Annotated in this window: 17 protein-coding genes; 5 read left to right on the top strand and 12 right to left on the bottom strand. The window is 63.8% G+C overall.

Translation table 11 applies throughout. From position 1 onward, the window contains the following. Positions 1-46: 46 nt before the first annotated feature. Together GGQ99_RS03205 and GGQ99_RS03200 are read left to right on the top strand one after the other, a co-directional pair. The gene (locus tag GGQ99_RS03205) at positions 47-2,620 is read left to right on the top strand and encodes a GcvT family protein (protein ID WP_183260616.1); all 2,574 of its coding nucleotides are present in this window, start codon (positions 47-49) and stop codon (positions 2,618-2,620) included. Positions 2,621-2,861: 241 nt separating this feature from the next. Further along, entirely contained in the window at positions 2,862-4,223 is a 1,362-nt protein-coding gene (locus tag GGQ99_RS03200; RefSeq protein WP_183260615.1) for a M24 family metallopeptidase, read from the top strand. Position 4,224: 1 nt separating this feature from the next. Here the strand turns inward: GGQ99_RS03200 and GGQ99_RS03195 are convergent, their stop codons facing one another. Next, positions 4,225-5,034, bottom strand: coding sequence for a phosphate/phosphite/phosphonate ABC transporter substrate-binding protein (locus GGQ99_RS03195; protein ID WP_183260614.1), 810 nt, complete (start codon positions 5,032-5,034; stop codon positions 4,225-4,227). 47 nt (positions 5,035-5,081) lie between these two features. After that, positions 5,082-6,092 (bottom strand): fatty acid desaturase, encoded by a 1,011-nt coding sequence (locus tag GGQ99_RS03190; RefSeq protein WP_183260613.1) that lies wholly within the window; start codon positions 6,090-6,092, stop codon positions 5,082-5,084. 217 nt (positions 6,093-6,309) lie between these two features. On the opposite strand from GGQ99_RS03190, the gene GGQ99_RS03185 reads away from it, so the two are divergent. From GGQ99_RS03185 to bmt, 3 genes are all read left to right on the top strand, one after another. Continuing rightward, positions 6,310-7,167: a helix-turn-helix domain-containing protein gene (locus GGQ99_RS03185; RefSeq protein ID WP_108607808.1), complete on the top strand. Its 858-nt coding sequence runs from the start codon at positions 6,310-6,312 to the stop codon at positions 7,165-7,167. 63 nt (positions 7,168-7,230) lie between these two features. Then, the gene (locus GGQ99_RS03180; RefSeq protein WP_183260612.1) at positions 7,231-7,830 is read left to right on the top strand and encodes a DUF1989 domain-containing protein; all 600 of its coding nucleotides are present in this window, start codon (positions 7,231-7,233) and stop codon (positions 7,828-7,830) included. An 84-nt stretch (positions 7,831-7,914) separates the two neighbouring features. Beyond that, the gene (gene bmt, locus GGQ99_RS03175) at positions 7,915-8,931 is read left to right on the top strand and encodes a betaine--homocysteine S-methyltransferase (RefSeq protein WP_183260611.1); all 1,017 of its coding nucleotides are present in this window, start codon (positions 7,915-7,917) and stop codon (positions 8,929-8,931) included. A 15-nt stretch (positions 8,932-8,946) separates the two neighbouring features. Here the strand turns inward: bmt and GGQ99_RS03170 are convergent, their stop codons facing one another. The 10 genes from GGQ99_RS03170 to GGQ99_RS03125 all read right to left on the bottom strand — a co-directional run bounded on the left by GGQ99_RS03170 (position 8,947) and on the right by GGQ99_RS03125 (position 19,387). Then, the gene (locus tag GGQ99_RS03170; protein WP_183260610.1) at positions 8,947-9,351 is read right to left on the bottom strand and encodes a hypothetical protein; all 405 of its coding nucleotides are present in this window, start codon (positions 9,349-9,351) and stop codon (positions 8,947-8,949) included. A gap of 188 nt (positions 9,352-9,539) precedes the next feature. Further along, positions 9,540-10,082, bottom strand: a complete 543-nt coding sequence (locus GGQ99_RS03165; protein WP_246389394.1) for a PadR family transcriptional regulator — start codon at positions 10,080-10,082, stop codon at positions 9,540-9,542. A 294-nt stretch (positions 10,083-10,376) separates the two neighbouring features. Beyond that, complete coding sequence (locus GGQ99_RS03160) at positions 10,377-10,823, bottom strand: hypothetical protein (RefSeq protein ID WP_183260608.1); 447 nt, start codon at positions 10,821-10,823, stop codon at positions 10,377-10,379. Between the two features lie 117 nt (positions 10,824-10,940). Beyond that, positions 10,941-12,962, bottom strand: coding sequence for a vWA domain-containing protein (locus GGQ99_RS03155; protein ID WP_183260607.1), 2,022 nt, complete (start codon positions 12,960-12,962; stop codon positions 10,941-10,943). Between the two features lie 2 nt (positions 12,963-12,964). After that, entirely contained in the window at positions 12,965-13,525 is a 561-nt protein-coding gene (locus GGQ99_RS03150; RefSeq protein ID WP_183260606.1) for an RNA polymerase sigma factor, read from the bottom strand. A 57-nt stretch (positions 13,526-13,582) separates the two neighbouring features. After that, positions 13,583-14,761: a BaiN/RdsA family NAD(P)/FAD-dependent oxidoreductase gene (locus GGQ99_RS03145; RefSeq protein WP_108607802.1), complete on the bottom strand. Its 1,179-nt coding sequence runs from the start codon at positions 14,759-14,761 to the stop codon at positions 13,583-13,585. Positions 14,762-14,934: 173 nt separating this feature from the next. Continuing rightward, positions 14,935-16,251 (bottom strand): CynX/NimT family MFS transporter, encoded by a 1,317-nt coding sequence (locus GGQ99_RS03140; RefSeq protein WP_183260604.1) that lies wholly within the window; start codon positions 16,249-16,251, stop codon positions 14,935-14,937. Further along, the gene (locus GGQ99_RS03135) at positions 16,248-16,925 is read right to left on the bottom strand and encodes a FadR/GntR family transcriptional regulator (protein ID WP_183260603.1); all 678 of its coding nucleotides are present in this window, start codon (positions 16,923-16,925) and stop codon (positions 16,248-16,250) included. Before GGQ99_RS03135 ends, GGQ99_RS03140 begins: the two co-directional genes overlap by 4 nt. 107 nt (positions 16,926-17,032) lie before the next feature. Then, positions 17,033-17,716, bottom strand: a complete 684-nt coding sequence (locus tag GGQ99_RS03130; protein ID WP_183260601.1) for a 4Fe-4S dicluster domain-containing protein — start codon at positions 17,714-17,716, stop codon at positions 17,033-17,035. 96 nt (positions 17,717-17,812) lie between these two features. Further along, on the bottom strand, positions 17,813-19,387 hold the full coding sequence (locus GGQ99_RS03125) for a trimethylamine methyltransferase family protein (protein WP_183260599.1): 1,575 nt from the start codon (positions 19,385-19,387) through the stop codon (positions 17,813-17,815). Between the last annotated feature and the right edge of the window lie 94 nt (positions 19,388-19,481).

Here is a 19,481-nt window from a genome sequence, read left to right as displayed (position 1 = left end):
CATCGCCACTTCCTGATTCATCTTACGCACAATCGGACATAACCATATGAAATCCCATGTGAAAGCAGTTGTCATCGGCGGCGGCGTGGTGGGCTGCTCGGTGCTTTACCATCTCGCCCGCGCCGGCTGGACCGACGTCATGCTGATCGAGCGTTCGGAGCTTACGTCGGGTTCGTCCTGGCATGCCGCCGGCGGCTTCCACACGCTCAACGGCGATCCCAACGTCGCCAAGCTGCAGGCCTATACGGTGCAGCTCTACAAGGAACTGGAGGAGATTTCCGGACAGTCCTGCTCGTTGCACCTGACCGGCGGCGTCATGCTGGCCGACAGCCCCGAGCGCATGGACTTCCTGCGCCTCGCCCATGCCAAGGGCCGCTATCTCGGCATGGACACCGAGCTGATCACCCCGTCCGAAGCCAAGAAGATGTTCCCGCTGATGGACGAAAAGCACTTCGTCGGCGCCATGTGGGATCCTGTCGAGGGCCATCTCGACCCATCGGGCACGACCCATGCCTACGCCAAGGCGGCGAAGAAACTCGGCGCCGAGATCGTGCTACGCAACCCGGTCAAGGAACTGACGCAGGAGCCCGACGGCACCTGGAACGTCGTTACCGAGCAGGGCACGGTGAAAGCTGAGCACGTCGTCAACTGCGGCGGCCTGTGGGCGCGCGAGGTCGGCCGCATGGTCGGCGTCGAGCTGCCGGTGCTCGCCATGGAGCACATGTACCTGCTGACCGAGCCGATGCCCGAGGTCGAGGCGTTCAACAAGGAAACCGGCCGCGAGATGATCGGCGTGCTCGATTTCAAGGGCGAGATCTACACCCGCCAGGAGCGCAACGGCATCCTGCTCGGCACCTACGAGAAGGCCTGCAAGCCGTGGTCGCCGGTCAACACGCCATGGGATTTCGGCCACGAACTGCTTGCGCCCGACCTGGACCGTATCGCGCCCTCGCTTGAGATAGGCTTCCAGCATTTCCCCGGCATCGCCAACGCCGGCATCAAGCAGGTCATCAACGGCCCCTTCACCTTCGCCCCCGACGGAAACCCGCTCGTCGGCCCGGTTCAGGGGCTGACCAATTTCTGGGTCGCCTGCGGCGTCATGGCCGGCTTCAGCCAGGGCGGCGGCGTCGGTCTCGCGCTGTCGAACTGGATGGTCGATGGCGATCCGGGCTTCGACGTCTGGGGCATGGATGTCGCGCGCTGGGGCGAATGGGCAAGCCTGCGCTACACCAACGCCAAGGTACGCGAGAACTATTCGCGCCGCTTCTCGATTCGCTTCCCCAATGAAGAGCTCCCGGCCGCCAGGCCGGCACAGACGACTCCGCTCTACGACACCATGGTGGCCAACAACGCCGTGATGGGCGACAGCTGGGGCCTGGAGACGCCGCTGTGGTTCGCGCCGAAGGGCAAAGAACCCAAGGACATCGTCTCGTTCCACCGCTCCAACGACTTCGAGCATATCGGCAACGAAGTGCGGGCGACGCGCGACCGCGTCGGCGTGACCGAAATCGCCAACTTCGCGAAGTACGAGGTGTCAGGCCCGGCGGCCGAGGATTTCCTCAACCGGCTGATGACCAACCGCATGCCGAAGAAGGGCCGCATCGTGCTGACGCCGATGCTGAACGAGTTGGGCAGGCTGATCGGCGACTTCACCATCGCCAAGACGGGCGACGACAAGTTCATGATCTGGGGCTCGTCGGCCGCACAGAAGTACCACTTGCGCTGGTTCGAAAAGCACTTGCCCAAGGACGGTTCGGTGCGCATCCACCGTTTCGACCAGACGCTCGTCGGCCTTTCCATAGCCGGTCCCAGGTCGCAGGAGCTGCTGGCCAAGCTGGTCGACGTCGACGTCTCCAGCAAGGCCTTCCGCTTCATGGACTTCCGCGAGATGGCCGTCGGCGGCGCGCCCTGCATGGTCAACCGCATCACCTACACCGGCGATCTCGGCTATGAGATCTGGATGGCACCCGCCTACCAGCGCCTGGTCTACGAGGCGATCAAGGACGCCGGCGAGGAGTTCGGCATCGTCGACTTCGGCATGCGCGCGCTTCTGTCGATGCGCCTCGAAAAGAACTTTCCGACCTGGTTCCGTGAGCTTCGCCCGATCTACGGCCCGTTCGAAGGTTCGATGGAGCGCTTCATCAAGCTCGAGAAGAACGACTTCATCGGTCGCGAGGCAGCCGCCAAGGAGCACGCCGAAGGGCCGAAACTTCGCCGCGTTTCCTTTTATGTCGACGCCCACGATGCCGATGTGATGGGCGACGAGCCAATCTGGGCCAAGGTCGGCGCCAAGGATTTCGGCACCGTCGAGAAGCCGCATGGCTACGGCGCGCCGCGCTTCGACGAAACCGGCAAGGAAGTACGCGGCTCGGACGCCGCCACCGGCGCCTCCGCCGTGCGCGGCATCGTCGACGGCGAATGGCGCGTCGTCGGCTGGGTCACGTCGGGTGGCTATGCCCACTATGTCCAGAAGTCGATGGCTCAGGGCTATGTGCCGGCAGCACTTGCCGAAAACGAGGCGGAAGGCCTGTTCGAGATCGAAATCCTCGGCCACCGCCGCCCTGCCCGCATCAATGTCGAACCGCCCTTTGATCCCTCGGGCGACAAGATGCGGGGTTAGGTTTCGCTCCAAGCAAGAGACTGGGACCGCAAATGCTCTACGTTGCCCCCCTTTGTCCTGCCGGACATCTCCCCCTCAAGGGTAGAGATTGGCTGTCACAACGGCCTCGCCCAATCTCTACCCTTCCCACACAAGCGCCAAGGTCTCCGCGGCTGATCTCCCCCCTTGAGGGGGAGATGTCCTGCAGGACAGAGGGGGGCGCGAAGAAACGTCAACCTCGGCCATCTGCAGGTCGCCGCTGATGGACACCCCAGCAAAAGGCAGCTTCGGCCGCCACCGCAAGATCATGCCGTTCGAGCCCGGCTCGGGCTCGACGGAAGAGTTGCGCGACCAGGCCCGCACCAAGGCAGCGGGCCTGAACAGCCATGTGCTTGGCTACGGCGCTGTCGCGGAAGCCGAATGGGCGGCAGCCGGCATCGCGGCACCCGACCTGCCGGCCATGCGCAAGTACCGGCTCGAGCGCCTCCGCGCCGAACTCAAGCGGCGCGGCTACGCTGGCGCCCTGCTCTACGATCCGGTCAACATCCGCTATGCCACCGACAGCACCAACATGCAGCTGTGGGTCGCGCACAATCCGACCCGCCACTGTTTCGTGGCGGCCGAAGGACCGGTGGTCCTGTTCGACTATTTTTCCTGCGAGCACCTGTCCGATCACTCCGGCGTCGTCGACGAGGTCCGCCCGGCCGTGTCGTGGATGTACCTCTACGCCGGCGAACTGACCGAGATGAAGGTCGGACGCTGGGCGCAGGGCATCGCCGATATCGTTCGCGAACATGGTGGCGGCAACAGCCGCATCGCTGTCGACCATCTCGACCATGAGGGCGTCGACGCACTTGCCCGGCTGGGCATATCGGTCGGCAATGGCGAGGCGGTGATGGAGAGCGCGCGCCTGATCAAGTCGCCCGACGAAATCCTGTGCATGCGCCGCTCGATCGTCGCCTGCGAGGCAGCGATGGCCGAGATGCAAGCCGCGCTCCGCCCCGGCATTTCAGAAAATGAGCTCTGGGCCGAACTGCACCGCGGCAACATCGCCCGCGGTGGCGAATGGATCGAGACCCGGCTCTTGTCGTCGGGCCCGCGCACCAATCCCTGGTTCCAGGAGTGTTCGTCGCGCATTGTCGAGGCAGGCGATCTCATCGCTTTCGACACAGACCTGATCGGTCCCTATGGCTTCTGCGCCGACCTGTCGCGCACCTGGCTGTGTGGCGATGGGCAGCCCACGAACGAGCAGCGCGACCTCTACAGGATCGCCGCCGACCAGATCGCCCACAACACCGCGCTCCTGAAGCCCGGCGTCGGCTTCCGCGAACTGGTTGAACGTGCAGCCGTACCGCCGGCAGACTGTTTCCCGGCGCGCTACGGCGTGCTGTTCCATGGCGTCGGACTGGCCGACGAGTATCCAACCCTGCCTCACGCCTCGGACTGGACGGCGGATACGCCCGACGGCGTGCTGGAACCGGGAATGGTGATCTGCGTCGAAAGCTACATCGGCCGCCTTGGTGGACACGAGGGCGTCAAGATCGAGGAGCAGATCCTGATCACCGAGAGTGGATACGAGCAGCTTTCGAGCTATCCGCTCGATCAGCGGCTGCTCGCAGGCTGAGCTAACCGCGTGCTGCCACAATCTGTCCGAGCAGCATGGCCACGCCCTCCGGCGTCGATCTCGAGGTGATGAACGGCAGGCCCTTGCGCTTGGCGGTCCAGCCGAGGACCATCACGTCCCCTGCTGCCGGCTCGAAGCGCTGTGCCAGGGCCCAGCTCTGGCAGTCGATGGCCGCGACATCTGCCCGGCCTTCGGCGACCGCGACGATCGAGTTGCGATGCCCGCCGCTTTCGATCCGATCGGAGAAGATCCGCAAGCCTTCGCCCAAACCGGCCAGATCGCGTGAAATGCCGATGAAACCCGACATGGAGTCGTGGCTGTTGAAGGCAAAGCGCTTGTCGCGGATCAGGTCGAGAGGGATGAGCGGCACATCGCCATCGGGCGCATGCGCATGGTCGGCTGTCACCGATCCGCGCCGCACGACGATGGCGCTGGAATAGAGTTCGCCGCGTCCGCCTTCGATGCCGTCATAATTCGGCTGGCCGATCACCCGCACCGCTGAATCGAGGCCTGTGGTTTCCATCGGCCCCCAGCAGGTTTGGCCAAACAGCAACTTCGGATGCCGCCACAGCGTCGGCAGGTCGAGTTCTTCAGGCGGCAGCGTGACCGGATCGGGCGCGATGGTATCACCCTCGGCATTGCGAATGCCGCCCGGAACCGGCGGCAGGTCGGCGTTGCGCCGGGCCAGCGTTTCCGGTGCATCGATGCCAAGCTGGCGGATCGCCGTCCGCAACCTGGCCCATTGCGCATCGACCTCGTCGCCCATCTCGGGCCAGTCATACATGGGCAGTGCGGCGATGAAGTCGCTCATTGCATCATTTCAGGCTCGAATGCGGGAATTGGCAAGCTGCAGGAGTGTTATTCCTTCGGCGGCTCGGCAGGCACGGGTGCCGTGCCCAATCCATGGACGCTGCGCGCCCTGACGCGCGGCGCGAACGCCCGGCCCGGCTCCGGCGCCCTGCGCAAGGCCGGATGCACGACCGGCTCCTTGGCACGGAAGGCATAGGCCCGGACCAAGGAAAGGTAATTCGGATAGGCATAACCCTTGTTCATCCTAAGCCATTCTTCGCGGCGGGTGCGGAACAGTTCCGGCAGCTTGTACCAGGCAATGGTCGGGCTCTTGTGATGGACGAAGTGCAGGTTGTTGTTGAGGAACAGCAGCGACAACGGCGAGCGCTCGACGATGATCGTGCGCCCTTCGGGATGCTCCGACCACTGGTGCTCGGCAAAGGTGCGGATCGAGATGATCGACTGGCCGAGCCATACGGGGACCAGCACATAGAGCCACATCGGCACGCCGAAGTTGAATTGCACCACGGGCAAGACAATCGCCAGGCCCGCCGCATGCAGCAGCCATGCCTTGCGGATCACCTTGTCGCCGGCAACGATCTGCTTGGCGTCGTCGATGAAGAAACCGATGCAGGCGAGCAGCGGCCCAAGCACGAAACGTCCGGCCATCGTGTTGTTGATCCTGAGCAGAAGCTTCATCGCCTCCGGCAGGTCGTCATGTTGCCACAGCGCGCGGTAGTAGCTTTCGGGATCGTCGAACGGGTCGGTCAGGCGCTCGTCGGCATGGTGACGCAGATGGATGGTCTTGAACCGGCGGTACGGCCAGACAACGCCGATCGGCAAGGAAACCAGCGCCTCGTTGAGGCGCGCGTTGCGTGTCGGGTGGCCGTGCAGGACTTCGTGCACCAGCGACGACTGCAGTGCCACCGCCAGCGCCATCACCGCAAGGGCCGCGACCGGATAGCTCGGCCAGATCGCGAAGCCGGCGACCAGCCAGGCGCCGTAGCAGGCAGCGATCAGAAACACCGTCGGCCATTCGACCGTGGTGGTCGTGCCGCGCTTGTGTTTCCGCTTTGCCATGCTGATGCCTACTGCCTTGTGAAGCCTGGAACTCGTTGATTCCTGACATAATGTTGTCAGTAATCATGCATCGCTTCAACGCGACAATGCGCACAGAATGTTTACATTGCGCTGCTTAAGCCGCAAATGTTACACTTAGTAAACAAACTGAAAGATGAATCTAATTTCGGCGGCCGGCATTGCCGCTGGGGCAAATTGAATCCGGAGATTGCCAGCCATGGACAAACGCGATCTATCCGGCGTCTTCCGCGACCGCCTCAAGTCGCTGGTCCAGCGCTCCGGCCTCAACCAGTCGGCATTTGCCGCGTCGGTAGGCATAGACCGTTCCGCACTGTCGCAACTGCTTTCAGGAGCGACCATCCGCCTGCCCCGCGCCGAGACGCTGCTGACGATCGCCTCGGCGCACAGGGTGTCGCTGGACTGGCTGCTCGGCCTCAGCCAGGACGAAGGCGTCACCGGCGAGATCCGTGAAAGCCTGGAGATCGAGGAAGCCTCCGGCGGCTTTGAACGCACCTTGATCGCCAAGTGGCACGCCGAAGCGGCCGGCACCAAGATCCGATATGTGCCCGCCGGCATCCCCGACCTGCTGAGAACGGAAGCGTTGGTCGACTACGAGGCCGACATCTCCAACAAGAACCGTGAGGTCCAGGCCGGAGAAACCCAGTACCGGATCGACTACAACCGCCGGCCAGAGACCGACATGGAGGTCTGCATGCCGCGCCACACGCTCGAGATCTTTGCCCGCGGGCTGGGCGTATGGTCCGGCTTCCCCGAGACCGACCGCAAGCAGCAGCTTCGCCACATGGCCGACCTGCTCGACGACCTCTACCCCACGTTCCGCCTGTTTCTCTATGACGGACGCATGCGCTATTCCGTGCCCTATACGATCTTCGGCCATTCCCGGGCGGCGATCTATGTCGGCGACATGTACCTGGTGCTGTATGCGACAGATCCGATCCGCACGCTCACCCGCCATTTTGACAACCTGATCCGCGCGGCCGACATCAACGCGCACGAAACGGCGGCATTCGCCAGGCGGCTCGCGGTCGCGTCTTTTCCCGCCGGTTGGGCCTGACCGGCGCCCTGGTTGAAATTCGCGCTTCGTTGCGGCAGCGTGCAGGCTCATTTCGAGGAGCCCATGCCAGATCAGAATCGTATCGTCGTGCCCGCCCAGTCGGGCCGTTCCATCCGCGTGTCGCGCGGCGACCTTGTCCGCATCATCGACCCCAAGGGCCAGCAGGTGGCGGACCTCTGGGCGTTCACATCAGACATGAAGGACTGGCTGAGCACGTCGAATACCCGCGACATCGGCGAGCGGCTGTTTCCCAAGGTTGGCGAACACTTCTACGGCACGACGGGTGAGCCGTTGCTGACGCTGGTCGAGGACGCATCGCCCGGCCCGCACGACATGCTCTATCCCGCCTGCAACCACCCGCTTTACGTGCGTGCCGGGTTTGCCGATCATCCCAATTGCCAGGACAACCTGCACAAAGCATTGGCCTATGAAGGTATCACCCTGCCCTTCACGCCGGACCCGGTCGACCTGTTCCAGAACTCGCTGCCGCAGCCCGACGGCCGGATCGATGTATTTGCCTCGATCAACCCGCCCGGCGGCAACGTCACCTTGCGCGCCGAGCGCGACCTGCTGCTCGTGGTTACCGCCTGTTCGGTCGACCACTATCCCACCAACGGCGGCATTTGCACGGAGATCGAAGTCGAAGTCACGGCCGCGTGGTAGTGCGGTTTGTCGAACGCAAACGTTGACTGGACATAAAGACTTCTTTATATCGTTATCCACTCTCCCAATATGAAAGTCGCTGCGATGACGACCAATCCGATCGATGCCCTGCTGGCCGAAAAGGGCGTGCTGCTCGCCGATGGCGCGACCGGCACAAACCTGTTCGCCATGGGCCTCGAGGCCGGCGAAGCACCCGAGCTGTGGAACGAGAGCGCGCCCGAGAAGATCGAGACGCTGCATCAAAAGTTCGTCGATGCCGGCGCCGACATCATCCTCACCAACTCCTTCGGTGGAACCCGCCATCGCCTGAAGCTGCACCACGCCCAAGACCGCGTCTTCGAACTCAACAAGCGCGCGGCCGAGATCGCACGTGCCGTCGCCGACAAGGCTGGCCGCAAGGTCATCGTCGCGGGCTCGGTCGGCCCGACCGGCGAGTTGCTGGTACCGCTTGGCGCCCTCACCTATGACCAGGCCGTCGACGCCTTCGCCGAACAGATCGAAGGCCTCAAGGCCGGCGGCGCCGAAGTCGCCTGGATCGAGACGATGTCGGCCCCGGACGAGATCCGTGCTGCCGCCGAGGCGGCCATCCGCGTCGGCCTGCCCTACACCTATACCGGCTCGTTCGACACCGCCGGCCGCACCATGATGGGCCTGCTGCCCAAGGACATCCATGGCGTCGTCGACGGTCTGGCAGAGACGCCGCTTGGCGTTGGCGCCAATTGCGGCGTTGGCGCATCCGACATCCTTGCCTCGCTGCTCGACATGAGCGAGGCCAAGCCGGATGCCACCATCATCGTCAAGGGCAATTGCGGCATCCCGGAATTCCGCGGCACCGAGATCCACTATTCGGGCACGCCGGAACTGATGTCCGACTATGTCCGCCTTGCGGTCGATGGCGGCGCCAGGATCATCGGCGGCTGCTGCGGCACCTCGTTCGAACACCTGGCAGCGATGCGCAAGGCGCTCGACGCCCACAAGAAGGACGTCCGTCCGACCGTAGAAGTCATCGTCGAGCGCATCGGCCCGATGCGCAACAAGCTGGCCGCGCCGAACACTGCCGAGACGAGCGAAGGCCGCCGCGAGCGTCGCCGCCGCGGCTAAAATTCCCTTCGATCGTCAGCTGTTTTCTTCGTAGCGCGCGAGTGCCGACTTGATGTCGGTGCCCGCGCCTTCGACCGCACGCATCAACATCACCGCATCAGACGTGCGCACGTCACCCAGCTTTTCCATGGCGAGCCGAAAGCGCTCATTGTTGAGCGCCGACCATGCCGTGCGGTGGGCGTCGTCGACTTCGCTCATGCGGGCACGCGACGGCTCTTGCATAGCGACTGGCGTCGCCTGCTGAACAGGCTTGGCGGGCACATAGATGTGGCTGTTGGTGGCAGGCAATGCGGCCTGTGCCATGACGTCCGACGCGACGTCGCTATTGCGGTTGGCAGCTTCGGGGCGGGCCGGTGTCGCCAATGGATCGGCGGTGCGAACATTCGAAACCGCACCCGACATCGCACGACCAACAAGCATTCTCAAGCCACCCCTTGCTCACCCGCACCTGTATTAGCCGGCGACCGTTGCGATCGGGTTCCGGCGCAAATTGGCTTTTGACTAAAACTGTTCGAAACGGCCCGCAAATCTGGCCTGTCGACGGGTTTTGCATAAAGAAACTCCCGCCTTTGCGGCGGGAGTTATGACATATCGGGGATTCGCGGGACTCAGAGGTCTTCGAGATCGCGGCGCGCCTTCTTGAGAATCTCGCGCGCCTTCTCGGCCTGTGCCGCCGTCAACGAGCCGCTGCGCAGCCGGCTGAATACGGCGAAGTTCAGCGCCTTGACCTCGTCGCCCAGCGCAACGCCGCTGACCTGCGTCGACGTTTCGTCGATCTGGGCATTGATCTTGGCCAACTCGGCGGCGTTCTCCTCAAGATATGCCTTGCCCTGCTCGGTGATCGAATAGAGCTTCTTGTTGCCGTTGGCGACGGAGACGACGAGGTCGGCCTCTTCCAGCATCTGCAGCATCGGATAGATCGCGCCCGGGCTCGGGCTGTAGGCGCCCTGGAACTTGGCCTCCAGCGCCTTGATGATGTCATAGCCGTGGCGCGGCTCCTCGGCGATCAGGCCTAGCACGACCAGGCGCAGGGCACCGGGATCGAACATGCGCGGGCCGCGGCCGCCGAACGGGCCGCCGCGATGACGACCGAAGGGACCGCCGCGGCCATGGCGGCCACCGCCCCTGCCGCCTTCATTCTGGCCCGACATGGACCATTCTCCGCGGCAACGATGATTGAAATTCGGGTGGTTGAACATGTGAGTACCTCTCCAGGAAGTTTGCTTCATGTCGCCATATCTATTCAAAGATATATCTTTTGCAAGATAGAACGTAATGATTTTTCAGAAACCGACATGGGCGAACGTACGAAAATGGCCAGCGAGGTGCTCGCTCACCGGGTCATCATGAAGTCGATTTTTAAATTATTTTCAGTCGCTTACGGCTCGCGCCTGCTGTTCCGGCGACGACGCCTGCTGCCGAACAGAATTCGGCGCCGATGGCACCTAAGGGCCAACAACCATGTCGCCGAGGACGCTGACGTAGTGCTCTTCCTGCCCTTCCAGCCAGGCATAGGCCAGTTGCCAGTTGGCCGGATCGATCATCACGACCGGATGGTTGGTCAGGTAACAGAGAGCGTATTCGCCGCGCAGACTGACGCCGAGCGCTCGACCCAACCTAGGCTCGAATGCCGAAAGCCGGCTCGCCGTGGTGGCGTAACCCTCGCCGCGTTGCCCCCTGACGAACAGACCGACGCTTCGGTTGGTCAGGTAGAGCGAAACAACAAGGTCGTCGGAGACGTGCCGCCAGCGCGAATAGAGGCTGCCATGGCGTATCCTGGGATCGTTGCGGTGGGCCAGATAGCCATCCCAGAAAACCTTGATCTCGCGCGACGACAGCGACCGCAGGCCGCCATGCGCGATATCCCATTCGTCCAGTTCCCGGTCGGCCATCCGTCGTCTCCCGATGCACCACCTGAGCGTTTCGGGTGGACGCCTAGAGATCACAAAAGAACGGCCGGCGGAAAGCCCCCATTCCGCCGGCCGGCCCACCTGCCCTTGCCTGATGCCTTAAGGCTTGCTGCCCTGGAGCGACGACGCCAGCCGCACCAGCGACAGGAACTCGGCGCGATAGCCATAGGGGTCGGCACCGCGCGCCGCCGAGGCGATCTCGGCGATCCTGTCGAAGCCGAGCTTGTCCGTTGCGTCTTCGTCGCGCAGCTTCTGCCCGAAGGCCGCAACTGCCACCGAGAAGCGCTGGTCTGCACCTGCAGCATCGAAGCTCGAAACCTCGTTCGCCTTGGTCACCGGCGTGGTGATCAGCTTGCTCACGTCGCCGCCGGGCGCCTTGTAGCGTATCTTGACGAAGGCATATTCGTCGGCGTTGACAACGCCGCCACTGCCCGTCGCGGCCTGACCGTAGCGCAGCGGGTCCATCGCCAACGCCGGGCTGTCCTTGGGTGTGATCTCGTAGATCGCCGTGACCGAATGGCCGGAGCCGATTTCGCCCGCATCGACGCGGTCGTTGTTGAAGTCTTCGCGGTTCAACGCCCGGGTCTCGTAGCCGATCAGCCGGTACTCCGCGACCGCGGACGGGTTGAACTCGACCTGGATCTTCACGTCCTTGGCGATCGGGAACAGCGTCGACGATGCATCCTGCACCAGCACCTTCTCGGCCTCGGCCAGCGTGTCGATATAGGCCGCCGTGCCGTTGCCGTTCTGGGCGATGGTCTGCATCATCTGGTCGTTGAGATTGCCTCGGCCGAAGCCGAACACCGACAGGAACACGCCCGACTGGCGCTTCTCCTCGATCAGGCGCTTGAGATCGTCGTCATCGCTCTGGCCGACATTGAAGTCGCCGTCGGTGGCCAGCATCACGCGGTTCACCCCATCCTTGACGAAGGAGCTCTGCGCCAGCCGATAGGCCTCGCGGATGCCCGCCTCGCCGGCCGTCGAGCCGCCTGGCGTCAAAGTGTCAATCGCCTGCAGGATTTTGGCACGCTCCGACGCCTTGGTCGGCTCGAGAACAGTACCTGCATTGCCCGCATAGGTGACGATCGAGACGGTGTCGTCGGGGTTGAGCTTGCCCACCAACAGCCGGAACGCCGAACGCAGCAGCGGCAGCTTGTCCGGCTCGTCCATCGAACCGGACACGTCGATCAGGAACACCAGGTTCGCCTTGCGCTGCTCGGCGAGCTTGACGTCATAGCCCTTGATGGCGACATGCATCAGCTTGGTATGCTGGTTCCACGGCGTCGGCGTGACGCTGACGGTGGTGTTGAACGGCGTTGTCGCCGCATTGGGCCCCTTCCAGTCGTAGGGGAAATAATTGATCATTTCCTCGACACGCACCGTATCGGCCTGCGGCAGCAGGCCTTCCTTCAGCGAGCGGCGAACGAACGAATAGGAAGCGGTGTCGACATCGATCGAGAAGGTCGAAACCGGATCTTCGAGGGCGGAGCGAACCGGATTGGTCTTGAACTCCTGCACGCGGTCGTGGTTTTCCACCTGCGGCGGCATCGGCATATCGGACGGCGCGATCTGGGGCTGTGCCATCAATGTCGGCATGCGGCTGGACGCAACAGCGTCGGCCATCGGCGCGGGCGCGCTGCCGCCGACCGGTTCCGCCTCGTTCATGACGGCCTCTTCGCTCGCCGCTTTCGCCTCAGGCTTCGGCGGCGCCGCTGCAAGGAGTTCGGTCGTGGCCTCACGCCGTTCAGCATCAGCCTTCTTGAGCGTTGATGCGGGTGCCTCTTTCGAGCGCACGACGGGCGCCTGCGCGACCTCCTGGTCGGCGCCGAAATTGAACGGCGATCCCTCCATCAGATAGAACGTGGCGTAGCCGGCGATCGGCAGGGCAACGAGACCGGCCAAGGCCGGCGCTGCAATCAGCTTCTTTTGCATGACGTCTCTCCAGAGCTTTCGTGCTCGTTCGGTGAGACGCTCAGTCTTGGCCGATCCTTGGGTGGCAGTTGGATTTTTTTCCAGGTCGTAGGCAACCATGGCCGCGGCAAGCGCGCGCGCCTTGGCTTCCCCGCTCGGCACAGGCGTCGGAATGTTGCGGAGCATGTCGAGTTCGTTGTCGTCGACCATGGTCACTCTTCCCCGGCCGAGCGCATGAGTTGCTTCAGCCGTTTCTTCGCTTCATGGATGTGCCAGGACACCGTGGTTTCGGCGATTGCCATCGCTTCGGCGGCGGCACCATGTGACAGCCCTTCGCCATAGACCAACAGGACGGCATCTCGTTGCTTGTCGGGCAATTGGCGCACGGCAGCCCACAACCTGTCGGCAGGGTCCTCGGCGGCTGGCTCGATGTCCACCGCCACCAGCGCATGGGTTCCGTAGGCGGCGGTCTTCGCCGTCTCCCGCGCGGACTTGCGTTGCATGTCGCGGGCGGCATTCAGCGTCATGGCGTAAAGCCACGTCGTGAAAGCACTGCCGCCGCGATAGTCGCGAATGGCACGGCCAAGCCGTGCGCAAACTTCCTGTGCGATGTCCTCAGCGTCGGTCCTGCTGCCGCACCAGCGCCAGGCAACGCGATGGACAAAGCCGTAGTGCCTCTCGACGAGTTCGCCGAAAGCTGCCCTGTCGCCGCCGCGCGCTCGTCCGATCAGGTCGCTATCGGAGGCTTCGCTTTCGTCCAGCATCATCGCCATCATTTGCCTGTTGGACGAAAGCTTTGGGGCAATCCTTGGGGTGGCGCGAAAATAATTCTAGGCGGCCTGCCCGGCGGCCCAGCCGGACGACCAGGCCCACTGGAAATTGTAGCCGCCGAGCCAACCGGTGACGTCGACGACCTCGCCGATGAAGAACAGCCCCGGCACGGATTTCACCTGCATCGTTTTCTGGTCGAGGGCGTTGGTGTCAACGCCGCCCAGCGTCACTTCCGCCGTGCGATAGCCTTCCGAGCCGGCCGGCTTGATGCGCCAGGCGTTGACGGCAGCGTCGACCGTCTTGAGCTGCGCATCGTTGAAATCGGCGAGATTGCCGTCAAGACCGGTGCGTTCGGCAATTGCCTGCGCCAGTTTCTTGGGCAGATGGGCCGCAAGCACGGTCTGGACCGCCTGCCGGCCGTTGCTGCGTTTGGCCTCGCGCAGCAGGCCGGCGACATCGGTTCCCGGCAGCATCGAGATCGCAATCTCGTCGCCCTCGCGCCAATAGGACGAAATCTGCAGGATCGACGGCCCGCTGATGCCGCGATGGGTGAAGAGCATGGCTTCGGAAAAGCTGGTCTTGCCGCAACCGACATCCGCATCGACGGCAATGCCGGACAGTGGCGCCAGCTTTTCCAGCGTGTTGGCGTCGAAGGTCAGCGGCACCAATGCCGGCCGCGTCTCGACCACCGGCAAGCCAAATTGCGCCGCAAGCTCATAGCCGAAGCCAGTCGCCCCCATCTTGGGGATCGACTTGCCGCCGCAGGCCACGACAAGCGAACTGCAACCGACGCGGCCGCCGGAAAGAGCCAGTTCGAAGCCGCCAGCAGTCTTGCCAACGTCCTCGACAACGGTCGACAGGCGCAGTTCGACGCCGTTTTCCCGCATTTCCCAGACCAGCATGTCGATGATCTGGCGCGCCGAGCCGTCGCAGAACAGCTGTCCCAGCGTCTTTTCGTGATAGCCGATGCCATGGCGCTCGACCAGCGCAATGAAATTGCGCTGGGTGTAGCGGCTGAGCGCAGAGATGCAGAAGTACGGGTTCTGCGACAGGAAATTCTTCGGGCTGGCGTGGATATTGGTGAAGTTGCAGCGCCCGCCACCCGAAATGCGGATCTTTTCGCCTGGTGCTCGAGCATGGTCGAGGATCAACACCGAGCGGCCACGCTTGCCCGCTTCGAGCGCGCACATCATGCCCGCGGCGCCGGCGCCGATCACCACGACATCAAAGAATTGCATTTCGGACTTTCCAGATCGATCGGCGCGCGACCAAACTGACCGCGAAAGCTGTATCCCGTGCCTGATAGCCGAACCCGCCGGGATGGCAAAGTTGGAAGTTCATGCGGGCGTTGCCTTTGCAGCCAATCGCTAAGGGGTTGGCTGCACGCGGCAACGTTCCAGCGCGGGCTGGATCAGCCCTGCCCCTCGATGCGGACCGTCCTTGCGCGAACATGCAGCGTGCGGCCGGCACCGAGCCCCATCGCGGCAGCGCCGACGCCCAGCGCCACGAACAGAAACGCCGACGCAGAAAAGCTGCCGGTCCACCCGCGGATCAGGCCGACCAGCAACGGCCCGACTGCCGCCAGCACATAGCCGACGCCCTGCGCCATGCCGGAAAGATGTGCCGCGACATGCGAATCCGGCGAGCGCAGCACGATCAGCGTCATCGCCGCCGCGATCAGGCCGCCTTGGCCGATGCCCTGCAGGATCGCCCAGAACAGCACGGTCGACGTCGGTGCGAACAGGATGCCCAGCAGCGCGACTACGGCAGCAATAACGAGCACCACGTTGACGCCGCGCTGGTCTCTCCGCCGCACGGCAAAGGACGGAACGGCAAGGCAGGTGACGACCTGCGCCATCACCGAGACCGAGACGATCGCTCCGGCGGTCGTGGCGTCGAAGCCGCGCTCGCGCAGGATCGGCGCCAGCCAGCCAAAGACGCAGTAGGCGAGAGCCGACTGCAGCCCCATGAACAGCGTGACCTGCCAGGCCAGGCGATCGCGCCACAATCCGACGACGCGATACCCGCTGTGGCTGGACTGCTTGCCGGCGCTGAGCGCCTGCGGTGCCCAGATCGCCAGCACGACCAACGCCGGCACGGCCCAGGCGGCAAGCGCACCCGACCATGAACCGGTGATCAGGCGCTCGATCGGCAGCGTGAGGCCGGCAGCTGCGGCCGAACCGGCACACAAGGCCATGGTATAGAGCCCGGTCATCATTGCGGCCTTGTTGGCGAAGTCGCGTTTCACCAGCCCCGGCAGCAACACATTGCCGATGGCAATGGCACTGCCGGCGAGGAAGGTGGCAAGGAAAAGCAGCGGAACGGAGCCGAACCATCGCAAGCCGGTGCCGAACGCCAACACCGCGAGCGCACCAAGCAGCGTGCGTTCGGCCCCGTAGCGCTGGGCCAATTTGGGCGCAAAGGGCGCAAACAGTCCGAGGCACAATACGGGCAGCGTCGTCAGCAGACTTGCACCGGTCGTCGAAAGTCCGGTTTCCTGCATCACTTCGGGCAACAGGACCGACAGGCTCGAAAACAGCGACCTGAGGTTGAAGGCAATCAGCACGAGGCTGGCACCAAGCACGATCTGGCCTGTGCGGCTGCGCAGGACAGGCGGTTGCGGCTTGGGCAGGCTGTCGATCTCGGCGTCGACAAGCTGGTCATCGAGGCCGTTGATCGTTTCGATCCGCTTGTCATGCGGATCGCCGGGGCGGAAATTCTGGTTCATTGCGCAAGCAGCCTGTCGAGTTCGAGAAGCACCGGTGCGACGAAGGCACGGATGGCAGCGGCTGCCCGTTCCGGGTCGCCTGAGGCAACCGCGTCGACGATGGCCTCGTGCGCGGGACCGTCGGGCTCCGGCAAATCGCCGCCAAGCGTCGCCTGGATGGTCTCGGCGATGGCACCGGTGAAGAAGTCGTAGAGTTCGATCATCGCCGTGTTGCCGGAGGCTTCGACCACGGATTTGTGGAAGGCGATGTCGCGGCGGATGAAGGCCTCGTGCCCGCCATCGGTCGCCGTGCCCCTCGCTTGCAGCAGGCGCCGCATTTTCACGACGTCCGCCGGCGTATGGCGTAGCGCGGCAAGCCGGGCGGCCTCGACGTCCAGAGCCGCCCGTGCCTCCCATTGATCTCGCAGCCCAGCGCGCTTCATGCGACGGAGTGCGGCTGACGGGTCGACGGTCGAGCGAACATAAGTACCGGAGCCCTGTCGCGTCTCCAGGAGACCTTGCGAGACCAGCGCCCTCACCGCCTCGCGCACCGTGCCACGGCTGACCGTCAGCAGTTCAGCAAGTGCAGCCTCATTGGGGATACGGTCACCGACGTTCCAGCGTCCGCCTACGATTTCGCTGCGCAGGCTTTCGCCCGCACTGTCGGTCAGATTGGTCCGGCTGGCTGGCTGCATGGTTGGCGCCTATTCATCAAGTCATCGGATGACTTGATGAATAGGCCGGAAGCCCTTTTGGGTCAATTAGACAACGCTCGGCGGCGCTTGTACCAGGCCGAGCTGCCTCAGAAGCCGCCGAAGCTCTTCATATGAAAGGCCTGGACCTGACTGGGATATCTAAAGGCCAAGCCCTGCGGGCAGGCATTGCGGTCGAGGCAGCCGCCGGTTCGGCACGGTGCGCCCATCGGGCCGCGCACATGCGCGAGGCAAGCTTGATGCGCGAAACCGGCCTCGGAATAGGCATCGACAGGACAGGATTTAAGGCAGGGTTTTCCGATGCATAGATCGCAAAGATGAATCTGTTCGGGAGGCCCCTGCATCTCGATCTCGACATCGAACAGCAAGGCGCCGCGATAGGCATGCCAAAGCCCATATGCGGGATGCATGAGTATCCCGAGCGGCGATGGCTTCAGCCCCTCGGCACGCATCGCCCATTGCTGGAAAGGCAGATAAGGCTTGTCCGACGGCGACGCCGCCCGCGCCCCGAACTCTGCTGCTACCCCGCCGACGATCTCGCGCGACCATGTATCCAGCGGTTCCTCAAGATCTGTTGGCTGCCGTTTGAGCCACCTCTGGAAATGCAGCCACGGCGCAGCGCCCGCCTGTCCCACCAGCAACACCGACCGTGCGGGCCTGCCCGCTGGTCCGGCCGGCGTGGCATCGCCCTCGCCGAAAACAAAACCGCCGCGCGGAATGAGACCATGCTCAGCCAGCGCGGCGGAAATGTCGTCAACCACACGGGGAGACAAGCGTCATCCTTTCTTGCCCGGATCGGAGAACGCGCTCCGCCAGACTTCCTTGTGAATGATGCTGGCGACTTTAGCCCCGCCTGAAACGGGCTCCTTTCACGTGAAGGCGTCGGGCATCGACGCCTTCTTGGCACCGATGAAGTCCTTCAGGCCGTCATCGATGCTTGGGTCGAGATACGGCGCCTCGTAGCTTTCCAGCCAGCGGCGGGCGAGGTCGTTGGCGCGCTGTGGCGCGGTCTTCTGCCCTTCTGCGAGCCACTGTTCGTAGGAATTGTTGTCGGCGATGCTGGAGCGGTAGAACGCCGTCTGGAAATTGGCCTGGGTATGGTCGCAGCCGAGATAGTGGCTGCCGGGGCCGACCTGGCGGATGGCGTCCATCGCCTGGCCGTTTTCCGAGAGGTCGACGCCTTCGGACAATCTCTGCGTCATGCCGAGCTGGTCGATGTCCATCATGAACTTCTCGTAGCAGGAGGCGAGACCGCCTTCGAGCCAGCCGGCCGAGTGCAGCACGAAATTCGTACCTGCGAGGATGGTCGAATTCAGCGTGTTCGCGCTTTCATACGCCGCCTGTGCATCCGGCACCTTGGAGGCGCAAAGCGAGCCGCCGGTACGGAACGGCAGACCGAGACGGCGGGCGAGCTGCGCCGCACCGTAAGACACCAGCGACGGCTCAGGCGTGCCGAAGGTCGGCGCACCCGACTGCATCGAGATCGACGAGGCGAAGGTGCCAAACAGCACCGGTGCGCCCGGACGGATCAGCTGGGTGAAGGATGCGCCGGCCAGCACCTCGGCCAGGACCTGGGTCAGCGTACCGGCAACTGTCACCGGGCTCATCGCGCCGGCCAGGATGAACGGCGTGACGATGCAGGCCTGGTTGTGGCGCGCGTAGACCTTCAGCGCACCCAGCATGGTTTCGTCGAAGACCATCGGCGAATTAGCGTTGATCAGGCTGGTCAGCACCGTGTTGTTTTCGACGAAGTCGTCGCCAAACACGATCTTGGCCATGGCGATTGTGTCTTCCGCACGTTCCGGTGCCGTGACCGAGCCCATGAACGGCTTGTCGGAATATTTGATGTGGCTGTAGATCATGTCGAGGTGGCGCTTGTTCACCGGCACGTCGACCGGCTCGCACACCGTGCCGCCCGAGTGGTGGATCGACGGCGCCATATAGGCGAGCTTCACGAAATTGCGGAAATCCTCGATCGTCGCATAGCGGCGGTTGCCGTCGAGATCGCGGACGAAGGGTGGGCCGTAGACGGGCGCGAAGACGGTGGCGTTGCCGCCGATCTGCACCGAACGCTCCGAATTGCGCGCGTGCTGGGTGTAGACGGACGGAGCGGTCTTCAACAGCGAGCGGCACAGGCCCTTGGGAAAGTGGACGCGCTCGCCCTTGACGTCGCAGCCGGCCTCTTTCCACAGCTGGAGCGCTTCGGCGTCGTCGCGGAACTCAATGCCAATCTCCTCGAGTACCGTGTCGGCGTTCTTCTCGATGAGCGCCAGCCCCTCCTCGTTGAGTACCTCATAAACGTTGATCTGACGCTTGATATAGGTGAGCTGGGTGCCAGGGCCGCCGCCGGAGCGGGCCGCACGCCGGGCCGCTGCCCCACCGCTTGCGCCGCGCCCGCGCCGCGCGTTCGACGCTTCCTGATCGGTCACGAGGTTTTCTGTCATCGCCGTCATCCTTGAAACACGTTTGGCCGCCTGTCGCAGCACCTCGCCGGATCGTAGCCATGCACCCTAGGCGAAACGGCTTGCCAGCGCCAAC

Source organism: Aminobacter niigataensis (assembly GCF_014200015.1).
Taxonomy (GTDB): domain Bacteria; phylum Pseudomonadota; class Alphaproteobacteria; order Rhizobiales; family Rhizobiaceae; genus Aminobacter; species Aminobacter niigataensis.
Note: the sequence above shows the minus strand (reverse complement) of the source record. Positions and strands in the feature narration are given on the sequence as shown.

Bases quoted from the DNA above. Each gene is read 5' to 3' on its own strand.
- GGQ99_RS03150 (WP_183260606.1), bottom strand. From the start codon at position 13,525: ATGGCGATGATGCTGGACGAAAGCGAAGCCTCCGATAGCGACCTGATC.
- GGQ99_RS03135 (WP_183260603.1), bottom strand. From the start codon at position 16,925: ATGCAGCCAGCCAGCCGGACCAATCTGACCGACAGTGCGGGCGAAAGC.
- GGQ99_RS03145 (WP_108607802.1), bottom strand. From the start codon at position 14,761: ATGCAATTCTTTGATGTCGTGGTGATCGGCGCCGGCGCCGCGGGCATG.
- GGQ99_RS03170 (WP_183260610.1), bottom strand. From the start codon at position 9,351: ATGCTTGTTGGTCGTGCGATGTCGGGTGCGGTTTCGAATGTTCGCACC.
- GGQ99_RS03205 (WP_183260616.1), top strand. From the start codon at position 47: ATGAAATCCCATGTGAAAGCAGTTGTCATCGGCGGCGGCGTGGTGGGC.
- GGQ99_RS03185 (WP_108607808.1), top strand. From the start codon at position 6,310: ATGGACAAACGCGATCTATCCGGCGTCTTCCGCGACCGCCTCAAGTCG.
- GGQ99_RS03155 (WP_183260607.1), bottom strand. From the start codon at position 12,962: ATGGTCGACGACAACGAACTCGACATGCTCCGCAACATTCCGACGCCT.
- GGQ99_RS03125 (WP_183260599.1), bottom strand. From the start codon at position 19,387: ATGACAGAAAACCTCGTGACCGATCAGGAAGCGTCGAACGCGCGGCGC.
- GGQ99_RS03190 (WP_183260613.1), bottom strand. From the start codon at position 6,092: ATGGCAAAGCGGAAACACAAGCGCGGCACGACCACCACGGTCGAATGG.
- bmt (WP_183260611.1), top strand. From the start codon at position 7,915: ATGACGACCAATCCGATCGATGCCCTGCTGGCCGAAAAGGGCGTGCTG.
- GGQ99_RS03195 (WP_183260614.1), bottom strand. From the start codon at position 5,034: ATGAGCGACTTCATCGCCGCACTGCCCATGTATGACTGGCCCGAGATG.
- GGQ99_RS03160 (WP_183260608.1), bottom strand. From the start codon at position 10,823: ATGGCCGACCGGGAACTGGACGAATGGGATATCGCGCATGGCGGCCTG.
- GGQ99_RS03165 (WP_246389394.1), bottom strand. From the start codon at position 10,082: ATGTCGGGCCAGAATGAAGGCGGCAGGGGCGGTGGCCGCCATGGCCGC.
- GGQ99_RS03140 (WP_183260604.1), bottom strand. From the start codon at position 16,251: ATGAACCAGAATTTCCGCCCCGGCGATCCGCATGACAAGCGGATCGAA.
- GGQ99_RS03180 (WP_183260612.1), top strand. From the start codon at position 7,231: ATGCCAGATCAGAATCGTATCGTCGTGCCCGCCCAGTCGGGCCGTTCC.
- GGQ99_RS03200 (WP_183260615.1), top strand. From the start codon at position 2,862: ATGGACACCCCAGCAAAAGGCAGCTTCGGCCGCCACCGCAAGATCATG.